The 23,385-nt window shown below is 44.8% G+C and carries 30 protein-coding genes and 1 pseudogene; 22 read left to right on the top strand and 9 right to left on the bottom strand.

From position 1 onward, the window contains the following. Nucleotides 1-63: 63 nt before the first annotated feature. From NRI27_RS16900 to NRI27_RS16810, 19 genes and pseudogenes are all read left to right on the top strand, one after another. Nucleotides 64-243 (top strand): hypothetical protein, encoded by a 180-nt coding sequence (locus tag NRI27_RS16900; RefSeq protein WP_371391743.1) that lies wholly within the window; start codon nt 64-66, stop codon nt 241-243. Continuing rightward, the gene (locus tag NRI27_RS16895) at nt 240-704 is read left to right on the top strand and encodes a helix-turn-helix domain-containing protein (RefSeq protein ID WP_371391742.1); all 465 of its coding nucleotides are present in this window, start codon (nt 240-242) and stop codon (nt 702-704) included. Before NRI27_RS16900 ends, NRI27_RS16895 begins: the two co-directional genes overlap by 4 nt. Nucleotides 705-967: 263 nt before the next feature. Then, nucleotides 968-1,759, top strand: coding sequence for a hypothetical protein (locus NRI27_RS16890; RefSeq protein ID WP_371391741.1), 792 nt, complete (start codon nt 968-970; stop codon nt 1,757-1,759). A gap of 89 nt (nt 1,760-1,848) precedes the next feature. Next, nucleotides 1,849-2,142, top strand: a complete 294-nt coding sequence (locus NRI27_RS16885; protein WP_371391740.1) for a helix-turn-helix transcriptional regulator — start codon at nt 1,849-1,851, stop codon at nt 2,140-2,142. Next, the gene (locus NRI27_RS16880) at nt 2,139-2,435 is read left to right on the top strand and encodes a hypothetical protein (RefSeq protein ID WP_371391739.1); all 297 of its coding nucleotides are present in this window, start codon (nt 2,139-2,141) and stop codon (nt 2,433-2,435) included. The genes NRI27_RS16885 and NRI27_RS16880 overlap by 4 nt, the downstream gene beginning before the upstream one ends. Before the next feature lie 24 nt (nt 2,436-2,459). Beyond that, on the top strand, nt 2,460-2,774 hold the full coding sequence (locus tag NRI27_RS16875) for a hypothetical protein (protein ID WP_371391738.1): 315 nt from the start codon (nt 2,460-2,462) through the stop codon (nt 2,772-2,774). Nucleotides 2,775-2,799: 25 nt separating this feature from the next. Further along, nucleotides 2,800-3,432 (top strand): HNH endonuclease signature motif containing protein, encoded by a 633-nt coding sequence (locus tag NRI27_RS16870; protein ID WP_371391737.1) that lies wholly within the window; start codon nt 2,800-2,802, stop codon nt 3,430-3,432. A 135-nt stretch (nt 3,433-3,567) separates the two neighbouring features. Beyond that, complete coding sequence (locus NRI27_RS16865; protein ID WP_371391736.1) at nt 3,568-3,732, top strand: hypothetical protein; 165 nt, start codon at nt 3,568-3,570, stop codon at nt 3,730-3,732. Nucleotides 3,733-4,013: 281 nt separating this feature from the next. Next, entirely contained in the window at nt 4,014-4,355 is a 342-nt protein-coding gene (locus tag NRI27_RS16860) for a hypothetical protein (protein WP_371391735.1), read from the top strand. Between the two features lie 15 nt (nt 4,356-4,370). Then, nucleotides 4,371-4,586 carry a hypothetical protein gene (locus NRI27_RS16855; RefSeq protein ID WP_371391734.1) on the top strand — a complete coding sequence of 72 codons (216 nt, stop codon included), beginning with the start codon at nt 4,371-4,373 and terminating at the stop codon, nt 4,584-4,586. Between the two features lie 15 nt (nt 4,587-4,601). Continuing rightward, the gene (locus NRI27_RS16850) at nt 4,602-5,300 is read left to right on the top strand and encodes a hypothetical protein (RefSeq protein ID WP_371391733.1); all 699 of its coding nucleotides are present in this window, start codon (nt 4,602-4,604) and stop codon (nt 5,298-5,300) included. A 2-nt stretch (nt 5,301-5,302) separates the two neighbouring features. Next, nucleotides 5,303-5,683, top strand: a complete 381-nt coding sequence (locus NRI27_RS16845; protein ID WP_371391732.1) for a phBC6A51 family helix-turn-helix protein — start codon at nt 5,303-5,305, stop codon at nt 5,681-5,683. Between the two features lie 62 nt (nt 5,684-5,745). Next, the gene (locus NRI27_RS16840) at nt 5,746-6,072 is read left to right on the top strand and encodes a hypothetical protein (RefSeq protein ID WP_371391731.1); all 327 of its coding nucleotides are present in this window, start codon (nt 5,746-5,748) and stop codon (nt 6,070-6,072) included. Beyond that, nucleotides 6,072-8,333 (top strand): phage tail tape measure protein, encoded by a 2,262-nt coding sequence (locus tag NRI27_RS16835; RefSeq protein WP_371391730.1) that lies wholly within the window; start codon nt 6,072-6,074, stop codon nt 8,331-8,333. Before NRI27_RS16840 ends, NRI27_RS16835 begins: the two co-directional genes overlap by 1 nt. 405 nt (nt 8,334-8,738) lie before the next feature. Then, nucleotides 8,739-9,305, top strand: a complete 567-nt coding sequence (locus tag NRI27_RS16830; RefSeq protein WP_371391729.1) for a tyrosine-type recombinase/integrase — start codon at nt 8,739-8,741, stop codon at nt 9,303-9,305. Between the two features lie 275 nt (nt 9,306-9,580). Beyond that, a pseudogene (locus NRI27_RS16825) lies at nt 9,581-9,682 on the top strand (iron-sulfur cluster assembly accessory protein); the annotation flags it as partial. Nucleotides 9,683-9,930: 248 nt separating this feature from the next. Then, the gene (locus NRI27_RS16820) at nt 9,931-11,148 is read left to right on the top strand and encodes an NAD(P)/FAD-dependent oxidoreductase (protein WP_371391728.1); all 1,218 of its coding nucleotides are present in this window, start codon (nt 9,931-9,933) and stop codon (nt 11,146-11,148) included. Between the two features lie 111 nt (nt 11,149-11,259). Beyond that, entirely contained in the window at nt 11,260-11,757 is a 498-nt protein-coding gene (locus NRI27_RS16815; protein WP_317943974.1) for an NUDIX domain-containing protein, read from the top strand. A gap of 106 nt (nt 11,758-11,863) precedes the next feature. Then, nucleotides 11,864-12,190, top strand: coding sequence for a YuiB family protein (locus NRI27_RS16810; RefSeq protein ID WP_371391726.1), 327 nt, complete (start codon nt 11,864-11,866; stop codon nt 12,188-12,190). A gap of 233 nt (nt 12,191-12,423) precedes the next feature. Here NRI27_RS16810 and NRI27_RS16805 read toward each other — a convergent pair whose 3' ends face one another. Beyond that, nucleotides 12,424-12,903 (bottom strand): divergent PAP2 family protein, encoded by a 480-nt coding sequence (locus NRI27_RS16805; RefSeq protein ID WP_317943978.1) that lies wholly within the window; start codon nt 12,901-12,903, stop codon nt 12,424-12,426. Nucleotides 12,904-13,057: 154 nt separating this feature from the next. On the opposite strand from NRI27_RS16805, the gene NRI27_RS16800 reads away from it, so the two are divergent. Then, nucleotides 13,058-14,563 (top strand): leucyl aminopeptidase, encoded by a 1,506-nt coding sequence (locus tag NRI27_RS16800; RefSeq protein ID WP_371391725.1) that lies wholly within the window; start codon nt 13,058-13,060, stop codon nt 14,561-14,563. Nucleotides 14,564-14,681: 118 nt separating this feature from the next. Further along, nucleotides 14,682-14,930: a hypothetical protein gene (locus NRI27_RS16795; RefSeq protein ID WP_317943982.1), complete on the top strand. Its 249-nt coding sequence runs from the start codon at nt 14,682-14,684 to the stop codon at nt 14,928-14,930. Nucleotides 14,931-14,970: 40 nt separating this feature from the next. Here the strand turns inward: NRI27_RS16795 and mnhG are convergent, their stop codons facing one another. The 7 genes from mnhG to NRI27_RS16760 are packed head-to-tail and all read right to left on the bottom strand — an operon-like array spanning nt 14,971 to nt 20,738. Then, complete coding sequence (mnhG, locus tag NRI27_RS16790) at nt 14,971-15,348, bottom strand: monovalent cation/H(+) antiporter subunit G (RefSeq protein ID WP_317943984.1); 378 nt, start codon at nt 15,346-15,348, stop codon at nt 14,971-14,973. Beyond that, nucleotides 15,332-15,613: a Na(+)/H(+) antiporter subunit F1 gene (locus tag NRI27_RS16785; protein WP_317943986.1), complete on the bottom strand. Its 282-nt coding sequence runs from the start codon at nt 15,611-15,613 to the stop codon at nt 15,332-15,334. Before NRI27_RS16785 ends, mnhG begins: the two co-directional genes overlap by 17 nt. Then, nucleotides 15,610-16,089 carry a Na+/H+ antiporter subunit E gene (locus NRI27_RS16780; RefSeq protein ID WP_317943988.1) on the bottom strand — a complete coding sequence of 160 codons (480 nt, stop codon included), beginning with the start codon at nt 16,087-16,089 and terminating at the stop codon, nt 15,610-15,612. Before NRI27_RS16780 ends, NRI27_RS16785 begins: the two co-directional genes overlap by 4 nt. A gap of 13 nt (nt 16,090-16,102) precedes the next feature. Beyond that, a complete protein-coding gene (locus NRI27_RS16775) occupies nt 16,103-17,587 on the bottom strand; it encodes a Na+/H+ antiporter subunit D (protein ID WP_317943990.1) in 1,485 nt (494 codons plus the stop codon). Beyond that, a complete protein-coding gene (locus NRI27_RS16770; RefSeq protein ID WP_317943992.1) occupies nt 17,580-17,921 on the bottom strand; it encodes a Na(+)/H(+) antiporter subunit C in 342 nt (113 codons plus the stop codon). The genes NRI27_RS16775 and NRI27_RS16770 overlap by 8 nt, the downstream gene beginning before the upstream one ends. After that, nucleotides 17,921-18,343: a Na(+)/H(+) antiporter subunit B gene (locus NRI27_RS16765; RefSeq protein WP_317943993.1), complete on the bottom strand. Its 423-nt coding sequence runs from the start codon at nt 18,341-18,343 to the stop codon at nt 17,921-17,923. The genes NRI27_RS16770 and NRI27_RS16765 overlap by 1 nt, the downstream gene beginning before the upstream one ends. Further along, complete coding sequence (locus NRI27_RS16760) at nt 18,330-20,738, bottom strand: Na+/H+ antiporter subunit A (protein ID WP_371391724.1); 2,409 nt, start codon at nt 20,736-20,738, stop codon at nt 18,330-18,332. Before NRI27_RS16760 ends, NRI27_RS16765 begins: the two co-directional genes overlap by 14 nt. Before the next feature lie 162 nt (nt 20,739-20,900). On the opposite strand from NRI27_RS16760, the gene NRI27_RS16755 reads away from it, so the two are divergent. Then, nucleotides 20,901-21,461, top strand: coding sequence for a DUF5366 family protein (locus tag NRI27_RS16755; protein WP_371391723.1), 561 nt, complete (start codon nt 20,901-20,903; stop codon nt 21,459-21,461). Nucleotides 21,462-21,515: 54 nt separating this feature from the next. On the opposite strand, the gene NRI27_RS16750 is transcribed toward NRI27_RS16755, so the two are convergent. Further along, complete coding sequence (locus NRI27_RS16750) at nt 21,516-23,378, bottom strand: transglycosylase domain-containing protein (RefSeq protein WP_371391722.1); 1,863 nt, start codon at nt 23,376-23,378, stop codon at nt 21,516-21,518. Between the last annotated feature and the right edge of the window lie 7 nt (nt 23,379-23,385).

The raw sequence follows: 23,385 nt of genomic DNA, 5'->3' as shown, positions 1-23,385 counted from the left end.
TTCCGCAGGCGACTGCGTTGATATACAGTGGCAAACAATAAACCAACGAAAGGAGTCGTTCAAATGACCACGCAAAAGTGCATCCGTTCTTTACGCGTTGCCCGTGCGTTAATGCGTCGTGGTTTTCTTCCGCTCGACGTAGAGCAGGCGCGCAAGACACCAGGCTATCTAGTATTTGTTTTCCGCAATACACCAGCACTAAATACGGCATTAGACGAAATTATGGGAGGTAATGACAAATGACTGAACGCAACCAACGGCAACAAACGCAGCTAACGCCAGTAAATAAGACGAAGCCGGGCGAAAATGATCGTAAATTTATCCCGTTTCCGGCAAACGCACTGCATTATATCCACCATGATCGTATGAGCGCAAGTCGTCTGCACCTATATACAATCTTAATCGACCATTACAACGTCAAAGAGGGTGCCGCGTGGCCATCACATGAAACATTATCTGTGAAATCCGGCATTTCTTCGCGATCAATAGGAGGACATTTACGAGATTTAGTTGAGGCGGGACTGCTCGCAATACCCCAAAAAGGGCAATACGTGCCACTCGAACCTTTGGACGTTGATGCATTTTACGCAAAATATCCGAAAGCGTGGCGCAATTATCAGGATGCTCTAAAGAGTTCGGAGGAACGGAAGGAAGCGAGCCACGAAAGGTGGGCGGAATATAGAGATAAAAAACGCAGTACATGAAGTTAATGCAAGTACCGTACATGCAATTAGTGGTATATGGTACACGAAGCTACTTCATGTTAACTAGACTTACTTAACTAGACTTATTTAACGAGATTTAGAAACATAGCGTGCGGGAATAAATTCCCTTACGCAACGTAGCGCATATACACATAGATATTATTGCGCCAAAGAACTTTAAAGAGAATAAAGAGATAGATTCGGTACATGAAATTAGTTCCGTACCACCAAGCAGCAGCCAATTCCGAAAGGGGAGCAGCCGAATGTTGACAGAAGCAGAAATCGCAGTACAGCGCGCACTTTATAAATTGTGGTACGAATATTATACGCAACATATGCCGCAAGAGAAACGGAATCAACTCGCCGCAGACTTTGCGGAGAAGTGGCTCGATCCATCGCTTATAAAAGTGGACAAGCCGTTCATACGGCATCCAGCGACAAGGCGGAAAGTAATACAGCCAACGATCACCGTCGCGGAAGTGCTCGCTGATTTCATTTTGCGCGCCAAGCAGGAAGAAGAGAAGTTTGCCGACTATCCCATACTAAATCCCGATACGGAACTGCGAAGGGAATTTGGCCGTAAGGAAAAAGAGCGTTCAATCTTCTTTGAGTCCGAGCACGATACAGGCGCGGCAGACTCTGCGGAATCAATTACGCCCACCAAGCAGCCATATTCAGTGTCCGAACGCGAATTGCCGTTAGTCGAATCGGTGGAGGATGAACTATTCGCGGAAATTACGCCGACAGTCGACGCTTTCCGGCGACAACTCGAAAAAGTTAAGATGAATGCCCGCAAATACGCACGGAAATACGAGTCAAAGGGCTATCAATACGCCGATACATTACGCCGAATTAGGCGGCTAGACATCACGCGAGTACGAGAATGCCTAGAGTGTCAAGGTGCCTTTTATGCTCACGACTTTCGGCGGTATGTATGCGATTTACAGCATGGTAGGACGGAAAAAGGGGAGCAGTCTAAGCTATCTACGTGCGAATTAAGCGCAGATCGTCGGAGAAGTGAAAGAAATCGAAACAATTCTGATAAATCGGCGTAGTTAGCGGACGGAAACGCCATTTTACAGTAGTAGGGCTATTAAAGCCCGCATGATTTTTAACCATTAACGCATAAAAAGGAGGGTTAGGAGTGGAAAAAAACATATTTAAAGACATGCGTTTGCAGAAAAGAATGACGCAAAAGGAGTTTGCGGACGCGCTTGGCCTATCGCAGTCCACAGTTGCACACATTGAAGCAGGACGCAGAGAAATTTCATACAACACGCGCACTAGGCTTGCTCAAATTGTCGATGTTCAAGGAGAATTTGCTTCTTTTTTTGAACGTTTAAAAGAAATTGAACGTGTGTTTTCCCAATTAAAGCATAACACGTCAAACGTCGAAGGTCAAGAACAATACGAATCTAAAGGAGATATATACACATGACGAACGAAATAAGGCGATCAGTAGCTCGTAAAGTCACAGAACACACATTATTAGCGGCCACAATCACGCTGGATTGTTACGGCGGCCGTAAGTGCGCTATTCCGTTTTTGCAAGAGGATTTACACGAACTAAAACAATTAGAACCTTCGCCGTTAGTCGCAGCAGCAATCGAAATGACGGAAATAGGGCTAGTGCACGCACATGAGCCAACGGAGGCAACCTACGACAAGGCGCGCATAGCACGCGATAAATTAGGTGCCTTAATGATTCGTGTTAAGGAAATCGCAGGATAAAAAAGATGAAGGGGGACGGGATGAATGGGAAGAGTAGAAATCGAAATTAATATCGAAAGAATCGACAGTGACGACGCTTACGAGGTTACGGGATCGATCACTGTCGCGGGCGAAACAACCGAAATACACCGCTATTTTTCGGGAGGGAACAGTATCTTTCCGATATATTTAGTCTTGCGTGATGAAATATCCACAATAAAGGAAAGTGAAATATACGTACAAACGAATAGCCGAAACTTTCACCGCGAACTTAATACTCTTGATAAGCAATGCGGAACGCTTGCCGTGCGTTTAAAAGAAGTTTTGCAAGCGAACTGCAATACATTACACGTAAAATAAATCCGAAAAAGGGGACGGGACGAAGATGATAAAAACAAATAAAGAATTACGTATATGCCGTAATTGCCAAGAGGAAAAGCCGCTTGATTTATTCGAGGTTGACGCGAGAGCAAAAGGTGGCCGAACTAACCGCTGTCGTGTGTGTAAGTTTGAATCAAACAACAAGTCGCTCAAAGCATTTCGTAGATTGTATGAACGTCAAACTAAATATCCGGTGCCTATTGAAACGGACGAGCAAGAGTTCACGGCACTATTCGATATTATGGGGCGCGCGTGTACTTATTGCGGGTCTAAATACGAAAGCACGCCGACGATCGAGCATATAACGCCACTCGACATGGAAAACTCACGCCATCATATCAGTAATTTAACGCTAATTTGCAAGTCTTGTAATAGCGCAAAGAGAGATAAGCCGCTACTTGTGTATTACGAACAAAACTTTTTTGACTTCCCTGTCGGAAATCTTTCGAACGTAGTCCGACATATCGCGTATTTTTCTGAACGCACCTTTGACGAGGTTGTCGAAGAACTTGAAGAACAGAAACGGGAATATTGCGAGGCGAGAGGGTGGGATTACTATGCAACTTTTTTCATCGGAAGAAGAGACGTACCTAAACGCAGTCGAACCGGGCGACGTCACGACGTATCACTTGCCTAGCATGAGCTCGGAAAGTATCGCTAAATACGGGTTAATGCGATACATCCCAGTAGTAGGCGGTGAAAACCGATAAGTAACGATGTTTGGCGCTTTGGAACCGGCTTCCTCGCGGCTTATACCGAGGATAAGGAGCTAATGCGCCGTATTAAACGCTATAAAGAAAAAAACGATTGGACGATTATTGCCGAGTATCGCGACGCAAATGATCGCGGGCGACTTGTGGGCGTGCAGTATCGCATACCCATCGAGCAAAGACGGCAGGCAATGCGTATGTTTGGTGTGACCGATTTACAAAGCTAATAGGCGATTTAAACCGTTTTAACTTCCGGGTGAACATTTATACCCGAAAGAGATTAGAACGGCTATTTTGACGTGTTTTATAACGTAAATCAGTCATATGCACGTACTTTTTACGACTATGTGTACGGAATAATGAAGGGAGTCGAACAGGTAATGAGAGTAGGCAAAAAGGTAACTCCACGCAGAAAGCGTATGAACCAGCTAAACAAAAACGGCATCCGCATGATGAGCGATAGGCCGCAACGCACGAAGAAAAGTAAAAACGAAATGGAGGCGTGAAAATGGACTACACAGAAAAGATTGCGGAATTAGACGCAAGGTTAGAGGAAATGAGGACGGACAAGGTGACGCAGGCAAAGCGGCAGGCAATGGCGGCGCGAAATTATAACGACGATCAAATCGAACGTTACTTGTCGCACATCGAAGGCGCAACCGCTGACGAAATCAGCGCATCCATTACGCAACTGGCGGAGTCAATACCGCCGCAAGTTACGTACGTTGATCCGCCGTTAGGCAATACAGCGCGTCAGACAACGACATCTAGCACGCCCGAACGCAGGGCGCAGGCAGGCAAGCGGGCATTTGAGCGCATTAAAGACAAAATTGGACGGCCATTATTTTAACGGAGGTGTACGGATATGACAAAAGATGAATATTTAGCAAAATTAAAGACTGTCAAACTGGCGGAGGCAGGCATCGACATTGACCGCGCAGCTGATTATACAAAGTTTATTGCGGCAGAGGACGAGGACGAAATCGAGCGGGCAGCGTGGACTATTGCGGCGGACGTAACACGTAAAGCAAACTACGTAGACGCGCCAATCGACAAAAATACATGGACACCGTTCAAATAAAAAGGAGCAGATAAAATGACGAGAATCTTTACTTATCAAACTGACGGCGACATTGCAAAACATGCCGTAATTACCGTTGACGACCAAAAAGCAGAGTCGCTAATTGCGGACGGAAAGGCAGTAAAGCTCGATTTGCCGGAATTTGACCGGCTGGAAAGAGAGGCAAGCGACTTACACGATCAATACAAGGCGGACATTGCGGCAATCAAAAATACTGACAATCCGCTACTTAAATTGCCGGACGTACAAGCCTACGAACTCGACAAGGTTGAGCGTGAATATCGGGAAAAGTCGGCGCAATTACAAGCGGACTGGACAGCATATCGCGCCAAGCAACTGGATGAAGCAAAGCTAAAAGCAGCGCGCGCCGTCGTCAAAGTAACGCAAGGCGACCGGCTAGTCGCGGAGCAGTTTATTGACCGCGCGAGCCTACAACTGGCAACAGCACACGACAAAGGCGAAGTATTATTCGACGTGGCGCAGAAAATCCGCTTATTAAGTGACGAGCAAAAGACGGCATTACAAGGTAAGGTAGCCGGTTTATTGTCGGGCATTGAAGGAAGTACGCGCGAAAAGACTGCGGTAGTAAACGCCGTACAGGACGTGCGAAATTCCGACTTATTAGCGGTTAAGGTAGCGGAACAGTTACCTAAGTCGGTGCTAGAGAAACAGCGCATTAGCGACATTGTAAAAAAAGTAGTGGGAGGTAATTAACGGTGACAAAACGATTAAACGATAGACAACTGGCGGCTATTGCGTTACTTGCACAGCCTAAACGCGCCGGCCTAACATACGATCAAGTGGCAGAAAGGGTCGGTGTATCGCGACAAGCATTATACGACTGGCGCAAAGATGATGCATTTAACGCGGTACTTAAACGCGAAATTGTGGCGAACACAATCGACGATTTGCCGGACATTATGGCGTCATTTAAAGAGCATATTGTCCGCGACGGCAATGCGGCACTAGCTCGCGTACTGTTCCAAGCGCACGGCATGCTTACGGACAAGCTAGAAATTGACAATAAACCGCAACAGTCAGGCGACGATCATATCGCCGACATGAAAGCAAGAATTGAACAAATGCGCGGGCAGTAAAGAAGGCACTCTTAACGGGGTGCTTTTTTTATTTACTCATAAAGCTCAAAAGGAGGAAAAACATGAACACACACGCAGACATTTTAACGATCATTGAAGAATATTACACGCAAACGGGCTTACAAATACTCACAACTAAGCGCGATGATGACGTAAAACAAGCCGCGAAAGAAGCAGAAGCGCGCTTTATGGAAGGATTGGAGAAACTAGAGGGCTTAAAGTTGTCGGCGTACAATCGTCGCCATTTCAATTTATTGCGTGAAGCATTTTGCGACATTATCAAATCGATGCGAGAGATTAGACGGGATAATGGCGCGAAAGCCGAAATGTACTCACAGTCCGCCGGGCGTAAATTTATGCGTTATACGCGAGCTTGGGGCGGTGCGTGATGAATAACGACATTCTTGTAAAAGTAGGCGCAGACATTAGCGGGCTGGCGAGAGGAATGAAGGAAGCTACGTCCAAAATGTCGGAATTTGCGAATAAGAATCAACAGACATTTGATGCGTTTAAGCAGGTTGGTGCGGGCTTTACTGCGGTTGGTGCAGGTATCGCAGCAGGACTCGGCGGTACAGTCAAGGTTGCGGCACAATTTGACACGACCATGCGGAAGGCGGGCGCAATCGCCGGCGCAACGTCCGAGGAATTTAACGCCATGAAAGCCGCAGCCATTGAGTTAGGCGCAAGTACGAGTAAAAGTGCGGGCGAAGTCGCGGAAGCAATGACGGATATGGCGTCAAAAGGTTATAACGCAACGCAAATTATCGCAGCTATGCCAGGCGTAATCGCGGCATCGGAAGCGAGCGGAGAAGCGTTAGCACTTACGGCTGACACCGTGTCATCGGCACTTAACGTATGGGGCATTGAGGCAGGCGAAGCTGGACGAGTTGCTGATGTACTAGCGCAATCTGCTAACAACTCGGCGGCGGGGATTGATTCATTGTCATACGTCATTAAGTATGCAGGGGCGCCGGCAGCAGCGTTAGGCGTATCGTTGGAAGAGTTAGCGTCCGCAGCGGGCATCATGGCAGACGCGGGGCTAGACGGATCAAATGCGGGTACTTCCTTGCGTGCTTCGTTGCTTGCGCTAAACAATCCGGCAAAGGCGCAGGAAAAAATCATGGAAAGACTCGGATTCAGTATGCGCGATAGTGAAGGTAATGCTAAGACACTCGCGCTAATGGTCGATGATTTGGCAAAGGCGACCGAGCATATGACCGAAGCGGATAAAGTAGCAACGTTAGGCAAGCTAGTCGGAACAGAAGCGGTTTCCGGCTTTTTGGCGTTGATGAAAGCAGGGCCGGATGTAATTAACGCAAATACGACAGCATTAGAAAATAGTGCGGGCGCGTCAGCAGAAGCAGCAGAGAAGATGATGGGCGGTATCGGCGGTGCGCTTGAAGAAATGAGTGGTGCGTTTGAGTCTGCGGCAATACTCATTGGCGACCAATTAGTACCGTTTGTTATGTCATTCGCCCAAACAATCGCAGGCTTAACCGAGAAGTTTAACCAAGCGAGTCCGGCGTTTCAGAAGATTGTCGTACTCGGCACAGCGTTAGCAGGCGCGCTGGCGTTAGTTATCGGTCCAATAATGCTAATGATCGGATTCATACCGCAAATTATCGCAGGATTCGGCGCAGTAAGTACGGTATTTACAGCGTTAACAGGCCCGATAGGTTTAACTATTGCGGCGATAACTGGCGTTGTTGCAGCGTTGGTACTTGCCTATAACAAGGTCGAATGGTTCCGCAATATGATTGACGCGGCATGGGCGTCCATTAAGGACTTTACGGTCAAGGCGTTTAACGGCGTCAAAGAAACCGTAACAAAAGTATTAAAGGACGTACTATCCTTCGGTAAAGATATACTTGGAAAGTTTCGCGCGTTTTGGGACGAAAACGGCAAGGCGATTATGGCGCTAGTATCTACGCATTTTAATAACATCTTGGCGAAAATAAAGCTCGTCATGGGACTGATAAAAGGCGTATTTGAAATTGTTTGGCCGATTATATCTAACGTCGTAAAAATTGCGTGGGAACTAATTAAAACGATCGTATCGACCGCTATTGACATTGTTTTAGGCGTCATTCGTACGGTCATGAAAGTTTTACAAGGCGACTGGAAAGGCGCATGGAACTCGATTAAAGATACGGCAACGACGATTATGGATAACATCGTAGGCTTTTTCAAGGCGATTGACCTCGTACAAGTCGGTAAGGACATTATCGCCGGTCTTATTCGCGGTATTGGCTCGATGGCAAGCGCAGTTACGGACACGGTAAAGAATATTGCGAGTAACATAACGGGCGGTATTAAAGATTTCCTCGGCATACGATCACCTTCGCGCGTAATGATGCAAGTTGGGCGTTTCGTAGGCGAAGGATTGTCGGTAGGTATGCATACACAGTTGCGCGATATTAAAGCAGCGGCGTCATCTATGGCGGACGCAGCGGTAGTTGCGCCGCAAATAGCGGGCTATACTGCGCCTAATCACGTTCCTATGGCGCGTGTGAGCGGTGTGTCAGAGGTAATTACGGGCGGTGACACGGTTAATATCGACAATATTACGATTGACGCGAAAACGGTTGGAGAGTTTAATGGCGTGGTTGACTTCGTAAATAGATTGCGGCAAGAAACTCGTAAAAGATAATGCGCGAATAAATAGGGGCAGGCTACGGCTTGCCTCCGTTATACATAATGTTGCACTTGCGTTAATAGTGCGGTGTAAAGTGATAATACTTGACGCATATATAGAAGGAAGTCAAACGGCAGGTTTACGGTAGTTTACGTATGCGGACGTATTTATGCGTCATATGTGCAACGTAAAATCAAGCGCAAGGCGTTTGCGTGCGACCTCTCAAACGTTTTGAAAACGTCAAACTCGCCGCTCACCGCGCTTGACCTCCGAAAACTCACGGGGTCTGTAATGTAAGGTAATTAAAAAAGCATACATCACAAAAGTTGTTAAATAAACGTTTTATAGTTGCGCTCTTACTAGACGTATGGTAAGGTTAAAATAACGATAAAACCGTACATTGGAAAGGGCGTAGTTATAATGACTAACATTGCGGAAAACGTACAGCCGATTAGGACGGCGGAACAGCATAGGCAGTTTATCGAAGCATTGCGAATATCCTCGCCAAAGTCAGCGGATAGAAACGTATTGTTGTATCTTTTAGGTATATCGACTGGACTACGAATAGGCGACCTCGTTAGGCTACGCATAGAGGACGTTAAGGGGCGCAGTAGCTTCCGCATTTACGAAGGCAAGACCAAGAAGCCACGTACAGTCTACCTCGATAACATCATGGCGGAGATAGCGGACTACACCGCAGATAAGCCGTCCGAAGGCTACTTGTTCGCGTCAGCTAAAGGCGGACATATAACGACTACACAGGCGTATAGGGCGCTAACAAAGGCCGCAGACTTGCTAGGTTGGGATTGGATAGGAACGCATACACTGCGTAAGACTTACGGTTACCAGTATTATAAGACGTACAATAACATCGTCGATCTATGCGAGATATTCAACCACTCGTCACAAGCCGTCACGCGTCGCTATATAGGGTTGCGCGAGGAAGAACTAGGAGATACACAACGTAAGTTTAAACCGTTTGGATAAGTAGGAACGACGCAAGGCTGAACGACTGGCCGAGCGTCTTTTTTTATACCCCCGGGGGCGGTCGAAGCTGACGCGCCGCTCCAGGTGGGTCTTAATTGCGTACAAAAATTTTACATTCGGGGAGTCAAGCACCTTGTCAACCGCTAGAGGATTGCGTATACTTAACAGTAATAAATCGAGCGTATTTCGAATACGTCAGCACGCATACTTACATTCTTATACGATTAAGCGTCAACTCTGCGCTATGTCTACGTTTATGGCAGCGGGGCTACTACGGCGGTTTTACGATCGAAAACCCGAATGCCATCGCATCATGTGGTTGCGGAACTTCATTCAGAACAGCTAAAAAAGAAGGCACACCCCAATCGTGTGATTAATCAATAACGCCCTCTTTCGCAGAGATAAATCCATTGTAATGGCTCTCTAGCGAAAGGGGGTCTTTCATCGTAAGTTCAATTTCGCGAAATTTTAACTTTAAAGTGTTGAAAAAAACCACCAAAAGGGCTACTATTGTAAGGTAGAAGTTTGTCGAATATAGACAAATGCCAGGACTGAGCAAATCGTCGCATGAACCGATTGTCAACGGACCCGGCACATAATAAATTTAAAGGTGGTTTCGATTTTCGTGAAAAGACCGACAATCTTAGTATTAGGTGCGGGTTACGGCGGTTTATCCACAGTCGTCAACTTGCAGAAATCTATTGGTACTGACGAGGCGGACATAGTACTTATTAACAAGAATGACTATCACTATGAGTCAACTTGGTTGCACGAAGCTGCAGCAGGAACAATGACTCCTGAGCAAGTTCGTTATGATGTGAAAGATGTCATTAACGAAGGCAAAGTGAAATTCATTAAAGCAGAAGTACAAGGTATTGATATCCCAGGAAAAGTGGTAACAACAAATGTTGGAACACACACGTACGATTATTTAGTCATCGCTCTTGGATTCGAAGGGGAAACGTTTGGTATTAAAGGATTGGATAAATACGCTTTGTCCATCGCCAACGTGAAAGCTGCCCGTCAAATCCGTGAACATATTGAATACCAATTTGCAACATGGTCACTTGAAGAGGAAAAAGACGATAGCCGTTTAACGATCGTTGTCGGTGGTGCAGGTTTCACAGGAATTGAATTCCTAGGTGAGCTTGGTAACCGAGTTCCTGAACTTTGCAAGGAATTCGACGTTCCTGCAGAGAAGGTCCGTGTCATTTGTGTGGAAGCAGCTCCAATGGTATTGCCTGGATTTGATCCGGAGCTAGTGGATTACGCAGTAAGACAATTGAAAGCGAAAGGCATCGAATTCTCGATTGGTACGCCGGTTGTAGAAGCGACTCCTGAAGGCGTTAACATTAAAAAAGGTGAAGACGAGTTTGAATTCATCAAAGCTGGAACTGTCGTATGGGCAGCAGGTGTCCGAGGCAACCGTTTGATCGAAGAGACAGGCATTGAAAACATGCGTGCACGTGTCAAAGTCGAAAAAGACCTTCGTGCGCCAGGACATGACGATGTATTTATCGTTGGTGACTGTGCATTGATGATCAATGAAGAAACAAACCGTCCATACCCACCAACTGCCCAAATCGCGATGCAACAAGGCGATATGTGTGCGAACAACTTGATCGCATTGATCAAAGGCCAACCGACTGCAGAATTTGTTCCTGATCTAAAAGGTAGTATCGCATCTCTAGGCGATGACGATGCAATCGGTGTTGCATTCGGTAAGAAATTGTTCGGTAAGAAAGCATCATTCATGAAGAAGATGGTTGACAACCGTGCATTGTTCTTGATCGGTGGAGTTGGTTTGACTATCAAAAAAGGTAAGTTCAACGTACTGAAATAATTGTAAGCTAATTATCTATTTGCACCTGCCTATCCATTGGGCAGGTGTATTTTTTCATTCATAGATTGGCGTGTGAATTGCGTAGATTTGTATGTAGAGGAGGGGATGTAAGTGTCACGTACGAAAAGGGGGAGCGTTTGGCTTGGGGCAGCAGGCATTGTCATGAACGGAAATGGTGAGTGGCTTGTCGTTAAAAAGAAGTATGGCGGCTTAAAAGGGATCTGGTCCTTTCCGGCAGGCTTTGTCGATCATACTGAAACAGCTGATCAGGCAGCAATTCGTGAAGTGAAAGAAGAAACTGGGCTCGATTGTCAATTGGAAGGCATGGTCGGCTTCCGCACGGGTGTACTAACAGGGGGCATTAGCGATAACTTAGTGATGTTCTTATTACGGCCAATAGATGAAACCCAGCTATTGGTTCCACAAGAAAGAGAAATTGAAGAAGTCGCATGGAAAACTCCCTTTGCGTTAAAAGAAGAACCACATGCTTCTGCGATGATAAAAGAAATTGCAGAACGAGCCATTGAATCCGGTTTGTTGGAAATGGAAGAAATGGATCCAGGCACATGGTTCGGCTATACATCTTATAAACTATTTTTCAAAAAATAAGCGTCTTTTGCAAGACACTCTTGACAAATCTATGAACTGATCGTGTTTCATTGAAAGCCTTTGCTCATTGCTGTAAAATGGGGAGAGGAAAGCGGAGGTAGAAAAATTGGGAACTATTTCATTGACGCATGTCGTCTTGTCTATAATCATTTTCATGGTAATGTTTTTCGGAATCGGATTTTTATTAAATATGTTACTCCGTATGACGTGGTTAATGGCTATTATTTATCCAATTGTTGTCATTTTAATTATTGACGAAGTAAAAGTGTACGAGTATTTTACAAATCCTGGCGGATCGTTTGGCATGCTTGGCGATAAAATACTGTCGTTACATACTGCAGATATTATCATTTTGACAAGCGGATTAGTGGGCGCAATTATCTCTGGATTTGTGATGAAGCTCCTACGTAAGCAAGGCTACCAAATGTTCTAATGCTTATGATGAGGTGTCTCTTTTTTAGAGGCATCTTTTTTATTTTGTTAAAGCACGGCCAAAATCTCTAAAAGCGTAATGTCTTGCTCAAAGCAGTCTGTCCCGGTCATAGCGCGACGTGTGCTCCGCGCCACCCAAACGGCAGGCTTACCAAATAAAAAACAGGATTGTCCCAGAGGAGTCGGTAATCCCGTCTCCCCGTTCAATCCTGTTAGCGCTTGTAAAGCGAGCTGTCATCCTACAAAAAATGAGTATGTGAGTACGGAAATGAGGATACCTGTCATAGCTCCTGCAAATACCTCGCTAGGTTTGTGCCCCAGTAATGTTTTCAGCTCCATAATTTTCTGTTGGCCGTCTTTTTGTGGCCAGCCTTTTACTTCTTGGACGAATGTTTGAAAATCTAATCGCATTTGATTGATGATGAGCGCTTGTTGTCCTGCTTGGTAGCGGATACCGGTTGCGTCGAACATGACGATCACTGCAAAAATGGCCGATACAGCGAATAACGGAGAATCGAGCCCGACTTCATAAGCGATTGCGGTCGTTAATGCAGTGACAGCAGCGGAATGAGAACTTGGCATTCCACCTGTAGAAGTCATTAATTTCCAGTCTAACTTGCGTGTTAATAAAAAGTGAATCGGGATTTTGACGAACTGGGCGAAAAATATCGCGAATAATGCCGCAAGGAGCGGTGTGTTTTGCAAGAGGGCCATTAAAACCACTCCTTTTCTAAAAAATGAAAATTATATACTTAGTATACCATATTGTGCCGTTTGTTCATGATAGTCCGACTTCCGAATTAATCTTTTTTGTTCGGTCTTCCGATGGTATATAATAGAATATGTATGAAAACGGGGAGGTAGTCAAATGAAAGCATCATTTATTGGGAAAGAATTTAATGCGGTAAAAGCTGGAACACTGATCATCGGCGTGCCTGAACATCCAGAAAACACGGAAGGCTGGAATGTATTCGCTCAGACATTTAGTCCGCTTCTTATGGAATGGGTCAAATCCGGAGATGTGTCGACTGAATTTAAGAAGGTTGTAAAGATGCCGGCATTGTCAGCGGGACAATATGAGCGTGTTTTATTCGTTGGAGTAGGCCCGTCCAAAAAATTGACTGTGGACCGTTTGCGTCAATTGTTTGCGACAGTAGGAAAAGAGTTAAAGACTTCTAAAGCTTCTACTGTTGCCGTTTGGACAGCGCCATTCACAAATGACGAGCTGACATGTGAAGATGTCGTTTTCGCAGCAGCAGAAGGCATTGGAATGGGTAGTTACCAATTCAATGGCTACCGGACAGATTCCAATGAGAAGGACGTAACGCTTGAGGAGATTGCCTTTTTGACGGACGCAGAGGAAGAGGATTTAAAAGCTGCATTTGAAGTCGGTCAAGCCTATGCTACAGCTGTCAACGAAGCGCGAACGCTAGTTAATATGCCGCCAAACATGTTAACAGCAACAAAAATGGCGGACTATGCAAAAGAATTGGCATCCACGTATGATTTTGAAATCGACGTGTTAGGCAAGCAAGAGATGGAAGAGCTCGGCATGGGTGCGATTTTAGCAGTTAATAAAGGTTCTGTTGAGGAACCTCGACTCATTGTTATGAAATATGCCGGTACGGAGCAATGGGAAGACGTTGTCGGTCTTGTCGGAAAAGGGGTCACATATGATACAGGCGGTTATTCATTGAAACCTCGTGACGGTATGGTGGGCATGAAAGGCGACATGGGTGGTGCGGCAGCTGTTTTAGGAGCGATGCGCATTATTGGTGAATTGCGTCCTGCAAAAAATGTCATTGCAGTCATTGGTGCGACGGATAATATGATTTCAGGTGAAGCGTTGAAGCCGGACGATGTAATCACTTCGCTCAGTGGCAAAACGATTGAAGTGCTCAATACGGACGCTGAAGGAAGACTTGTGCTTGCAGATGCTGTGACGTACGCATTGCAATCAGGTGCTAATTACATCATTGACGTTGCAACACTTACAGGTGGCGTAATTGTTGCGCTTGGGAATGATAAAACAGGTGCATTGACAAATAATGAAGCGTTCTTTGAGGAATTCATGCAAGCATCTCTTGAGACAGGTGAATTCGTCTGGCGCTTACCGCTTACTGAAAATGATAAAAAGCGGATTCGTAAAAGTGATGTTGCAGACTTGAACAACTCTCCAGGAAGAGATGGACATATGATATTCGGTGGTGGATTTGTCGGTGAGTTTGCAGGAGATACCCCTTGGATCCATCTAGACATCGCAGGCACGTCGGATGCGTCAGCGGCACATGACCTTGGTCCAAAAGGTGGAACGGGCGTAATGGTACGTACCCTTGCGACAATTGTTGAACGGATGGCGGATGAAGAAGCGTAATTGTTAAGTTGGCACATGCCCATTCATATAGTTTTCTAGGAATGCACACAGATGATAGGCGTTCATCCCTCTACACTTCGCCCGCTTTGAATAGGATAAGTGAGAAAGGGGGATGGCGATGTCACGGAATTCTAGAAGACATGGTGGTTTTGGAGGATTTGGTGGAGGCTTTGGTAATCAAGGATTCGGCTTTGGTTTTGGCGGACCGTTTTTAGGTGGATTATTCGGGAGCTTTTTAGGAAGTGCATTATACCCTAATTATTATGGCGGACAAAATTATTACCCATATTACCCGTATTATCCATACCCATACTATCCATACGGATACCCACAGTATTACAATAGACCACCATATGGTTACTATTAAAAAAACACACCCGGCTAACAGTTTATGCCGGGTGTGTTTTTTAATCTTTCCGTTGCTGCGCGTATTTCTTCTTTCCTTCTGCTACTGCTTTTTCTAAATCATCACCAACCGTCATATCAGTCGGTTTAATGCCTGACATGTACGCAGCGCGTCCCATTAAATGGCCTCCGATTGGAGAAGTGATGAAGAGGAAGGCGATACCAAGTAGAAGCTGGATACTGAAATGCCCTTCATTCAACCAAAAATGAAAGAATACGCCTAACAGAATGCTTAACACACCAAGCGTGGCACTTTTGGACGCTGCGTGTGCACGTGTATAGACATCGGGCAATCGTAAAATCCCAACCATTGTGACAATCGTAAAAATGGTCCCAACGATGATCGGTACGACAATGAGAATGTTAACGATTACGTTCACGTTCGATAATCTCTCCTCTCTCGATGAACTTGGAGAATGATACCGTTCCGATAAACGACATGATTGCAATGAGCAAGATGACGTCTATGAAGAAGGGTGTGTCAAACAAGATAGAGAGAAGCGCTATCGTGGAAATGAGCATGACACCGATGCTATCCAAGGATATGAGTCGGTCAGGAACTGAAGGGCCACGAAAGACACGATACAGGACGCCGACCATCGATAGTACGATGAGGATCAAGCAAACCCAAATAAAGACCATCATCCGCGACTCACCTCCAAAATTGCTTTCTCAAACGAATTTTTAATCGAATCAATCGCTTCATCCACATCTTCAACGTCAATTGCATGGATGTACAGAGTCCGTTGATCATTTGACACGTGAAGGACAAGTGTACCAGGCGTCAGTGTGATCAAACTTGCAAGTAATGTAATTTCCCAATCATGTTCCAATTCCGTCGGTAACGCAAAAATGGATGGTTGGATATTTAATTTCGGCCGAATGACGAGCATAAGAACCGAAATATTTGATAGTGTTAGTTCTTTGAAAAACAGTAGAACGAGTTTGATTGCTGCCCATAGACGCCAAATATACAATCTAGACGTGAAGAAACGCCTTGTGACGAACAGTAGCCCTAACCCGATGAGAAAACCAATGATAAATGTTGTTGCTGTCAGTGAGGAGCTCATGAACATCCAAACGACAGCGATGAAAACGTTCAATAGTATTTGAAATGCCATCGACATTCACTCCTCACTTTAGCACCGCATCAATATAGATGGATGGTTGTAGTAATACGTCTGTAGCGTCTGTCATGAACGGCATGAGCCATTCTGTGCCGACACCATAGAAGATAGACAGCACAACTAAGATGACTGCTGGGAGCATAAGACGCTTGTATGTTTGATTGCTCGTCTTCGGATACGATGTAGCAGGGATCTCCCCCCAGAACGCATAGATGAAAATGCGGATGACCGATAACAGGACGACGAGACTGGATGCCAATATGATGATTGCACCCCACACATTTCCTGCTTCAAACGCACCTTGTACGATTAATAGCTTCCCTACAAATCCACTTAATGGTGGAATACCTGCTAAACCGAACGCTGCAACCAAGTACACCCATCCGAGTGGGGCATGCGTTTTCATAAGTCCACCCATCTTACGTAAATTGGAAGTACCTGTCACGTAAATGATGATGCCGATCAGGAGGAAAAGAGCCGCCTTGATCAACATATCGTGTATCAAATAAAACACAGCACCCGAAACACCTGGTTCGTTCATTTGCGCTGCGCCATATAAAATGACGCCGACTGCAATGACAATGTTGTAAATAATAATTTGTTTTAAGTCAAAATACGCTAATGCTCCGATACAGCCAATTAAAACAGTCAAGATCGCGAGCACCATTAAAATCTCGTGCGTAACGGCAGTGTCATGAACGAAAAACAATGTGTACGTTCGCATAATGGCATAGACACCGACTTTCGTCAGTAACGCACCAAAGAGGGCAAGCACGGGAATTGGCGGTGCTGCATAGGCGTTCGGAAGCCAGAAGTGCAACGGGAAAATAGATCCTTTTATCCCGAAAACAATGAGCATCAGTACAGCGATGACTGTTACAATGCCAGGCTGTTGGATGTCTGCGATCTTTACGGAAATGTCAGCCATATTCAATGTTCCAACGACGGAATACAAATAGGCAACTGTAATAACGAAAAATGCAGAAGACACGACATTTATCAATATGTACTTGATTGATTCACGTAATTGCTTCTTCTCTCCACCAAGGCCGATCAATACGTACGAAGCAATGAGTAACACTTCAAAGAAGACAAACAAGTTGAAAATATCGCCTGTTGTAAATGCGCCATTCACGCCTGTTACCATGAACAGCATTGCAGGGTAGTAAAAGAAACGTTCCCTTTCTTTGCCGATGGATGAAAAGCTGTAAATGACAACAAACAGTGTTAATACGAGTGTTGTCGTGACGAGTAAGGCAGAAAACATATCCGACACCATGGAAATACCAAATGGAGCCGGCCAACTACCGAGCGTCACGGATTGTACCCCTTCTGTATGAACTGTTTTTACAAGCCACAAGGAAGCGCCTAAGCTAACAATGACACCAATAAGGGTGAGTACCCGCTGTACTTTCACTTGCTCTTTAAAGAACAACAAGGCAATCGCGAAAAAGAAAGGGAGAATGATCGGGAATAATAATAGATTAATCATGTTCGTCATTTCCTTTCAATTGATTCATATTATCGGTCTTATGCACTGCATACGCCCGATACGCAACGACTAAAATGAACGCCGTCACACCGAAGCTAATAACAATTGCCGTTAAGATAAGCGCTTGCGGCAACGGATCTGCATAATCTGTAACGCCTTCAGCCAAAACCGGAGGAGAGACACCGCCAAGTCCGCCCATTGTCAAGATGAGAAGATGAGCGCCGTGGCTTAACAGACCCGTTCCGATAATGATTTTCAAAATACTTCTCGACAAGATTAAGTAGACAGCAGCCATAAACAATATCCCGATGAGAATCGCCATTAATAACTCCATTACGAATCCCCTCCAATTGACTGGATAATGGTAATTGCAGAGCCTACAACAACGAGAAAGACACCCGCATCAAACAACATGGCTGTATGCAATGAAGTTTTCCCAAATAGCGGCAACGTGTAGTAATCAAAAGCATGCGTAAAGAACGGCACGTTAAAAAAGATGGCACCAGCTGCAGTGCCGAGAGCTAATACTAATCCGACAGCTGTCATGATGATGAAGTTAAACGGCAACGCTTTTTGGACTGTTTCCAAGTCGAATGCCAGTAATAGCAATACGATTGCGCCTGTCGTCAGCAATCCACCGACAAATCCTCCACCTGGCGTATAGTGGCCTGCAAAGAAGATGTGGATCGAGAAAAGGAAAATGATGAAAGTGATTACTTTAGTTGTCGTTTGTAAGATGACATCATTTGTTTTCATCAGTATTCTCCTTTCTTGCAAGTCGAAGTTTTATCATGCTGAATATCCCAAACCCTGCGATCGCCAACACGGCAATTTCAAATAACGTATCAAATCCACGGTAATCCACTAAGATGACGTTAACAATGTTCCCGCCGCCTGCTTCCGTCTTCACGGTATCTTTGTAGTACTGTGAAATCGAATCGACAAGTTTCGTCGAATGTGCAGATAAAGCAACTAATGTGACAGTCACACCGACACCGAGCGCAATGATTGCATTCAACAGTTTGTTCGGCTTCGTTTCACCGTGATCGGAAAGCTTTGGCAAATGCTGAAATGCCAACAAGAACAGTGCAACAGAAATCGTCTCGATAACGAGCTGTGTAAGGGCTAAGTCAGGTGCTTTGAAGATGACAAAGAACAACGCCACTGAGTAACCGACAGCTCCAAGTGAAATAATCGCACTCAGTCTCGTCTTAGATAGCAACACAAATGCGACTGCCAACAAAAGGATAATGGCATTAATGACGCCATACGTACTAATGTCCGAGAAGCTGTCCATATCGACGACAAATGCATCTTTCATGAAAAGCACTACAATCGTCAGAATCGACAAGAACGCAAACGTGTAAATTAAATACGAACGAATGAGTCCCGTCATATACAAGCGGGAAATTCGATTCATTCCTTTTTCACTGAACAACATCGTCGAATCGTATAAAGCATTCAACGTTAAATAGTTCGGTTGGACAGCATAGAATTTCTGCCATTTCGCTAATGATAAGTAGAGCAGTGCTCCTATTAAAATTACAGCGACAGTCATCCAAAGCTCTGGGGCATCAAACCCATGCCATGCTGACACATGAATGGCCACTTCGGACGGGTGGCTATATTGGTAAGGCTGAATCGCTGTGACAGCTGGTTTTACAAGCCATTTACCAACTAGATTTGGAATGAAGAAAATCGTAACAACAAGCGACGCCAAAATCATTGGAGATACGAGCATACCAATAGGTGCCTCATGCGGTTGAACCGGTAATGGCTCGTCCTTGCGCTTACCTGCAAACGTTCTAAAGACAAAGTAGCAGCTATAAATGAACGTGAACACACTCGCAATCCATGCAACGATCGGGAATAAGATGCCCCACGTATCAAAATTGAACAATTCGAAGTTTCCGATCGCCAACATCGCCGTTAAAAACATTTCTTTACTGAGGAATCCATTGAATGGTGGGACACCGGCCATAGACATAGAGCCAATGAACGCGACCGTAAAGCTAATTGGCATAATGCTCATTAACCCACCTAGCTTGCGAATATCCCGCGTACCCGTTTCATGGTCAACGATTCCTGCAATCATAAACAAACTACCTTTAAATGTTGCATGGTTAATTAAATGGAAAATCGCTGCGAACATGGCGAAGGTAAACATCTTTTCATTCGAATGAAATGTAATTGCACCTGCTCCAAGTAACGACATAATTAAACCAAGCTGACTCACAGTAGAGAAAGCCAAAATTGCTTTCAAATCTGTCTGTTTTACAGCGAAGAAGGAGCCCCAGAATAATGTGAGCAATCCAATTCCGGTAACAAGCCAAATCCACACTTCGGAAGCAGCGAAAATAGGGGTAAATCTAGCAACTACATACAATCCTGCTTTTACCATCGTAGCAGAGTGCAAGTATGCACTTACAGGTGTAGGCGCTTCCATCGCATCGGGCAACCAAATGTAGAAAGGGAACTGTGCGGATTTTGTAAAAGCACCGAGCAAGATGAGTACTAACGCTAACGTAAAGAACTCATGTCCGACAAACGTCGAGGATTGAGCAATCAGCTCACGAATGGAAAAGCTTCCACCCATAATGCCAAGGAGGATAAAACCACCGAGCATCATCAATCCACCAAAAACTGTGATCATCATCGATTTTAATGCACCGAAACGTGAACGATCACGTGTGTACCAATAACCGATTAACAGGAATGAGGAAATTGACGTCAATTCCCAGAACAAATAAAGAGAAATGACATTGTCGGATTGAACGACACCGAGCATTGCGCTCATAAAAATAAGAAGGTAGACGTAAAAATTGCCTAACTTCTCACGTGTCTTATCCAGGTAAAAGATGGAGTACAAAACGACTAACGCACCAATTCCAGTAATAAGGAGAGAGAACAAAAGACTAAGCCCATCTAAATAGGACACAATTGAAATTCCTAGAGATGGAATCCATTGCATTTCAGATACGGCATGTCCACCATCCATAGTTGTTCCGATAAACATTGTATAATAAAGGAATAACAGAACAGGGATGAATAGTACAAACCAACCAGTATGTATGCCTTTTACACTCCGATACAAAGAAGGAATGAACAAGGCGGCCGCAATCGGCAGGAATATCAGCAATACAAATTCCAAGAAAATCCTCCTTCCAATGAATGCATCATTATTCGTACATTGTTTAAAAGTATAACGTAAAATGAACGCTTTTGCATCGGTAACACGCCGACTTTATTGCACGATTCGCTTCTCTTCCTATATTATAGGGAGGGTAAAATATTTGTTTTTTTGAGGTGCTTCATGAAAAATCCCTATCTTTTCGGCTATTTGCCCTTTTTGACAATTACGCTATTCAGTTTAACATTCGGTGTGTATATGGTTGGCATTTCCATGGAGTTCTTTAGCCAAGTGGGCTTATACACCGGAATGCGTGAATTCATGACAGACACACAGCTACGGCTATTCCTCCTGCTCATCTATTCACTCATTTTTTTCATGATTTTGTCCGCTATGAAACTCATTGATGAAACGATTCATGAAACCGCGATGCTTTTCTTTTCAAAGGATGCCGCAGGGGAGTCCTATTACGAAGCAAAAAGCGGGAATGTCATCTATTTTTTTGGTGCGCTCGCTTCTGTAGCAGGAATCCAATCTTTGAAAATCTTACTGGCAATCTTCCTTCTTACAACATTCATCTACTTTGTATACCGTGTGTTTATACTAAGCAAATTTTTAACCGTTATACATACGATCAGCTTATTGATCTTCGAAATCCTCGTTTGGGCAGTCTTCCTGTCCGTAATCGTCTATGTCATTCTAAAGCTATACAACGGTATGCTAGCAAGCCTTCCAGCTTCATAGAAGAAAAGAACATGATGAAAAACCGCAAGAATCCTCCTGCGGTTTTTCTAGGCGTTACGGATGACTTTCTGAACTCAATGCATTAAAAGCTTGTAAATGAATTTTTACTTTGCTGTATTTCTCAATTGATGCGGGTTTGTCAAATCCGATCCAAACCGCGGTCGTGTACGCATCATTCAACCCGGCAACCCATAAATCCTTATACCGATCCGTAGTTCCCGTTTTTGCACCTGTATACGTCGTTCGATACGTAATGCCTTTTCCAGTCCCGTTTACAACTACATCTTCAAGCAATGTGCGGATAGTTGCCGTAGTGGACGGAGACCAGACTTCTAAAGGTTGCTCTTCCCACCGATAGAGAATGTCACCAGATCGGCTTTTCACCGTCCGTATTGCGTGAGGCTCCACGTACGTTCCGTCAACGAAACTGGAATAAGCGGATGCCAGTTCCAAGGGCGTAACACCCACTTGAAAACCACCGAGTGCTGCAGGGTATGTGTAATCGGCTTTCGTAATATGCTCGAACTGAAACGGTTGTAAGTAGCCAAATGCCTTTTCGATGCCAACTTTTCGAAGCAATCGGACAGCTGCTGTATTATGGCTATGCCGGAACGCTTCCTTCAACGTCGTCGTTCCATATGTGTATCCACCAATGTTTTGAGGACAGTAAGCACCGATACAAATAGCGCTACTATCGATGGGCGTTCGCTCGTTATACGGTCCGCTTTCAAGATAAGGAGCATAGACGAGCAAAGGCTTCATTGCGGACCCAGGTTGCCGTATAGCTCGATAAGCTCGATTAAAATCACCTTTTTGAAAGTCCTTTCCACCATACAGACTAACAATTTCCTTCGTCACATTGTCAATAACGACGGCTCCTGCTTGTAAATCCTTAGGCGTTACCAAAGCAGACATTCGTGCTTCATCGCTTCGTTGCTTTTTTGAATGAAGTGCCGTCTCAATTTGAATGCCACTCGTCATCACTTCTGCGGTTCTGCGTTTTAACGCATCTTTATGTAGCTGCTTTTCATCGTCCGTTTTTGCTTGCCGGATTTTATGCTCAAACCCTTCCACTCTACCAATCAATTTCTCTAATTCAGCTAATACATAAGAGCTGTACATCGTATGTTCATTAGCTTTTCGTTTCACATGAAGTTGAATCGGCTCTTGTTGTAAGGCTGTCGCTTCTTCCGCTGAAATGATATCATTGTTCGCGAGTACCGATAAAAGCAGTTCCTGCCTCTTTTTTGTCTTGTCAAAATGCTTCAATGGATCATAGCGGGAAGGATTATTTGGAATCGCAGCAAGAAAAGCTATTTCCGCATGCGTCAACTCGCTAATCGGTCGACTGAAATAAAACGTTGCAGCTGCACCAATTCCATAAACTTGATTGCCAAAAAACATTTCGTTCATATACATTTCAAGGATTTCCTCTTTTGAAGCGTGTTTCTCCAATTCGGCTGCATAAAGGAGCTCCTTGAATTTCCGTTCATACGTCTTTTCATTCGTTAAAAATCGCATGCGCACAACTTGTTGCGTAATTGTCGAACCCCCTTGTTGCAGATCATCATTCGCAGCATTCACCGCAAAAGCTCTGAAGATCGCTGCAATGTCATATCCACGGTGTTCAAAAAATCCTTTATCTTCACTCGTTAGGAATAAATCTCTCGCGAAGAGGGGGATTTCATCGAGCGTAAGCGGTTGTCTCCATTCCACATATTCTTCCGCGAAGACCCGGCCATCCCGATCGGTCATCGATATAGGAATGGGTACAAAAGGCTCTGTTAACGTAATCGTATCATGCATGCTGTCCTGTAATTGCTTGCTATCGTTCCATTCTTTCACAATCCCCTGTTGGATCACATATAAGAGAGGGAACAGGAGTAGGATGAGGAGTAAACCTGTTACTTGTCTCACGTAGAAC

It is taken from the genome of Sporosarcina sp. OR05, from assembly GCF_041414805.1.
Lineage (GTDB): Bacteria > Bacillota > Bacilli > Bacillales_A > Planococcaceae > Sporosarcina > Sporosarcina saromensis.
This window is presented reverse-complemented; position numbering and strand designations above follow the sequence as displayed.

Excerpts from the sequence above, each read along its gene's own strand:
- NRI27_RS16890 (WP_371391741.1), top strand. The coding sequence starts at position 968 with ATGTTGACAGAAGCAGAAATCGCAGTACAGCGCGCACTTTATAAATTG.
- NRI27_RS16875 (WP_371391738.1), top strand. The coding sequence starts at position 2,460 with ATGGGAAGAGTAGAAATCGAAATTAATATCGAAAGAATCGACAGTGAC.
- NRI27_RS16900 (WP_371391743.1), top strand. The coding sequence starts at position 64 with ATGACCACGCAAAAGTGCATCCGTTCTTTACGCGTTGCCCGTGCGTTA.
- NRI27_RS16765 (WP_317943993.1), bottom strand. The coding sequence starts at position 18,343 with ATGAAAACAAATGATGTCATCTTACAAACGACAACTAAAGTAATCACT.
- NRI27_RS16870 (WP_371391737.1), top strand. The coding sequence starts at position 2,800 with ATGATAAAAACAAATAAAGAATTACGTATATGCCGTAATTGCCAAGAG.
- NRI27_RS16840 (WP_371391731.1), top strand. The coding sequence starts at position 5,746 with ATGAACACACACGCAGACATTTTAACGATCATTGAAGAATATTACACG.
- NRI27_RS16780 (WP_317943988.1), bottom strand. The coding sequence starts at position 16,089 with ATGGCATTTCAAATACTATTGAACGTTTTCATCGCTGTCGTTTGGATG.
- NRI27_RS16855 (WP_371391734.1), top strand. The coding sequence starts at position 4,371 with ATGACAAAAGATGAATATTTAGCAAAATTAAAGACTGTCAAACTGGCG.
- NRI27_RS16835 (WP_371391730.1), top strand. The coding sequence starts at position 6,072 with ATGAATAACGACATTCTTGTAAAAGTAGGCGCAGACATTAGCGGGCTG.
- NRI27_RS16795 (WP_317943982.1), top strand. The coding sequence starts at position 14,682 with ATGTCACGGAATTCTAGAAGACATGGTGGTTTTGGAGGATTTGGTGGA.
- NRI27_RS16755 (WP_371391723.1), top strand. The coding sequence starts at position 20,901 with ATGAAAAATCCCTATCTTTTCGGCTATTTGCCCTTTTTGACAATTACG.
- NRI27_RS16895 (WP_371391742.1), top strand. The coding sequence starts at position 240 with ATGACTGAACGCAACCAACGGCAACAAACGCAGCTAACGCCAGTAAAT.
- NRI27_RS16785 (WP_317943986.1), bottom strand. The coding sequence starts at position 15,613 with ATGATGGTCTTTATTTGGGTTTGCTTGATCCTCATCGTACTATCGATG.
- NRI27_RS16865 (WP_371391736.1), top strand. The coding sequence starts at position 3,568 with ATGCGCCGTATTAAACGCTATAAAGAAAAAAACGATTGGACGATTATT.
- NRI27_RS16770 (WP_317943992.1), bottom strand. The coding sequence starts at position 17,921 with ATGGAGTTATTAATGGCGATTCTCATCGGGATATTGTTTATGGCTGCT.
- NRI27_RS16850 (WP_371391733.1), top strand. The coding sequence starts at position 4,602 with ATGACGAGAATCTTTACTTATCAAACTGACGGCGACATTGCAAAACAT.
- NRI27_RS16775 (WP_317943990.1), bottom strand. The coding sequence starts at position 17,587 with ATGATTAATCTATTATTATTCCCGATCATTCTCCCTTTCTTTTTCGCG.
- NRI27_RS16800 (WP_371391725.1), top strand. The coding sequence starts at position 13,058 with ATGAAAGCATCATTTATTGGGAAAGAATTTAATGCGGTAAAAGCTGGA.
- NRI27_RS16830 (WP_371391729.1), top strand. The coding sequence starts at position 8,739 with ATGACTAACATTGCGGAAAACGTACAGCCGATTAGGACGGCGGAACAG.
- NRI27_RS16805 (WP_317943978.1), bottom strand. The coding sequence starts at position 12,903 with ATGGCCCTCTTGCAAAACACACCGCTCCTTGCGGCATTATTCGCGATA.
- NRI27_RS16860 (WP_371391735.1), top strand. The coding sequence starts at position 4,014 with ATGGACTACACAGAAAAGATTGCGGAATTAGACGCAAGGTTAGAGGAA.
- NRI27_RS16880 (WP_371391739.1), top strand. The coding sequence starts at position 2,139 with ATGACGAACGAAATAAGGCGATCAGTAGCTCGTAAAGTCACAGAACAC.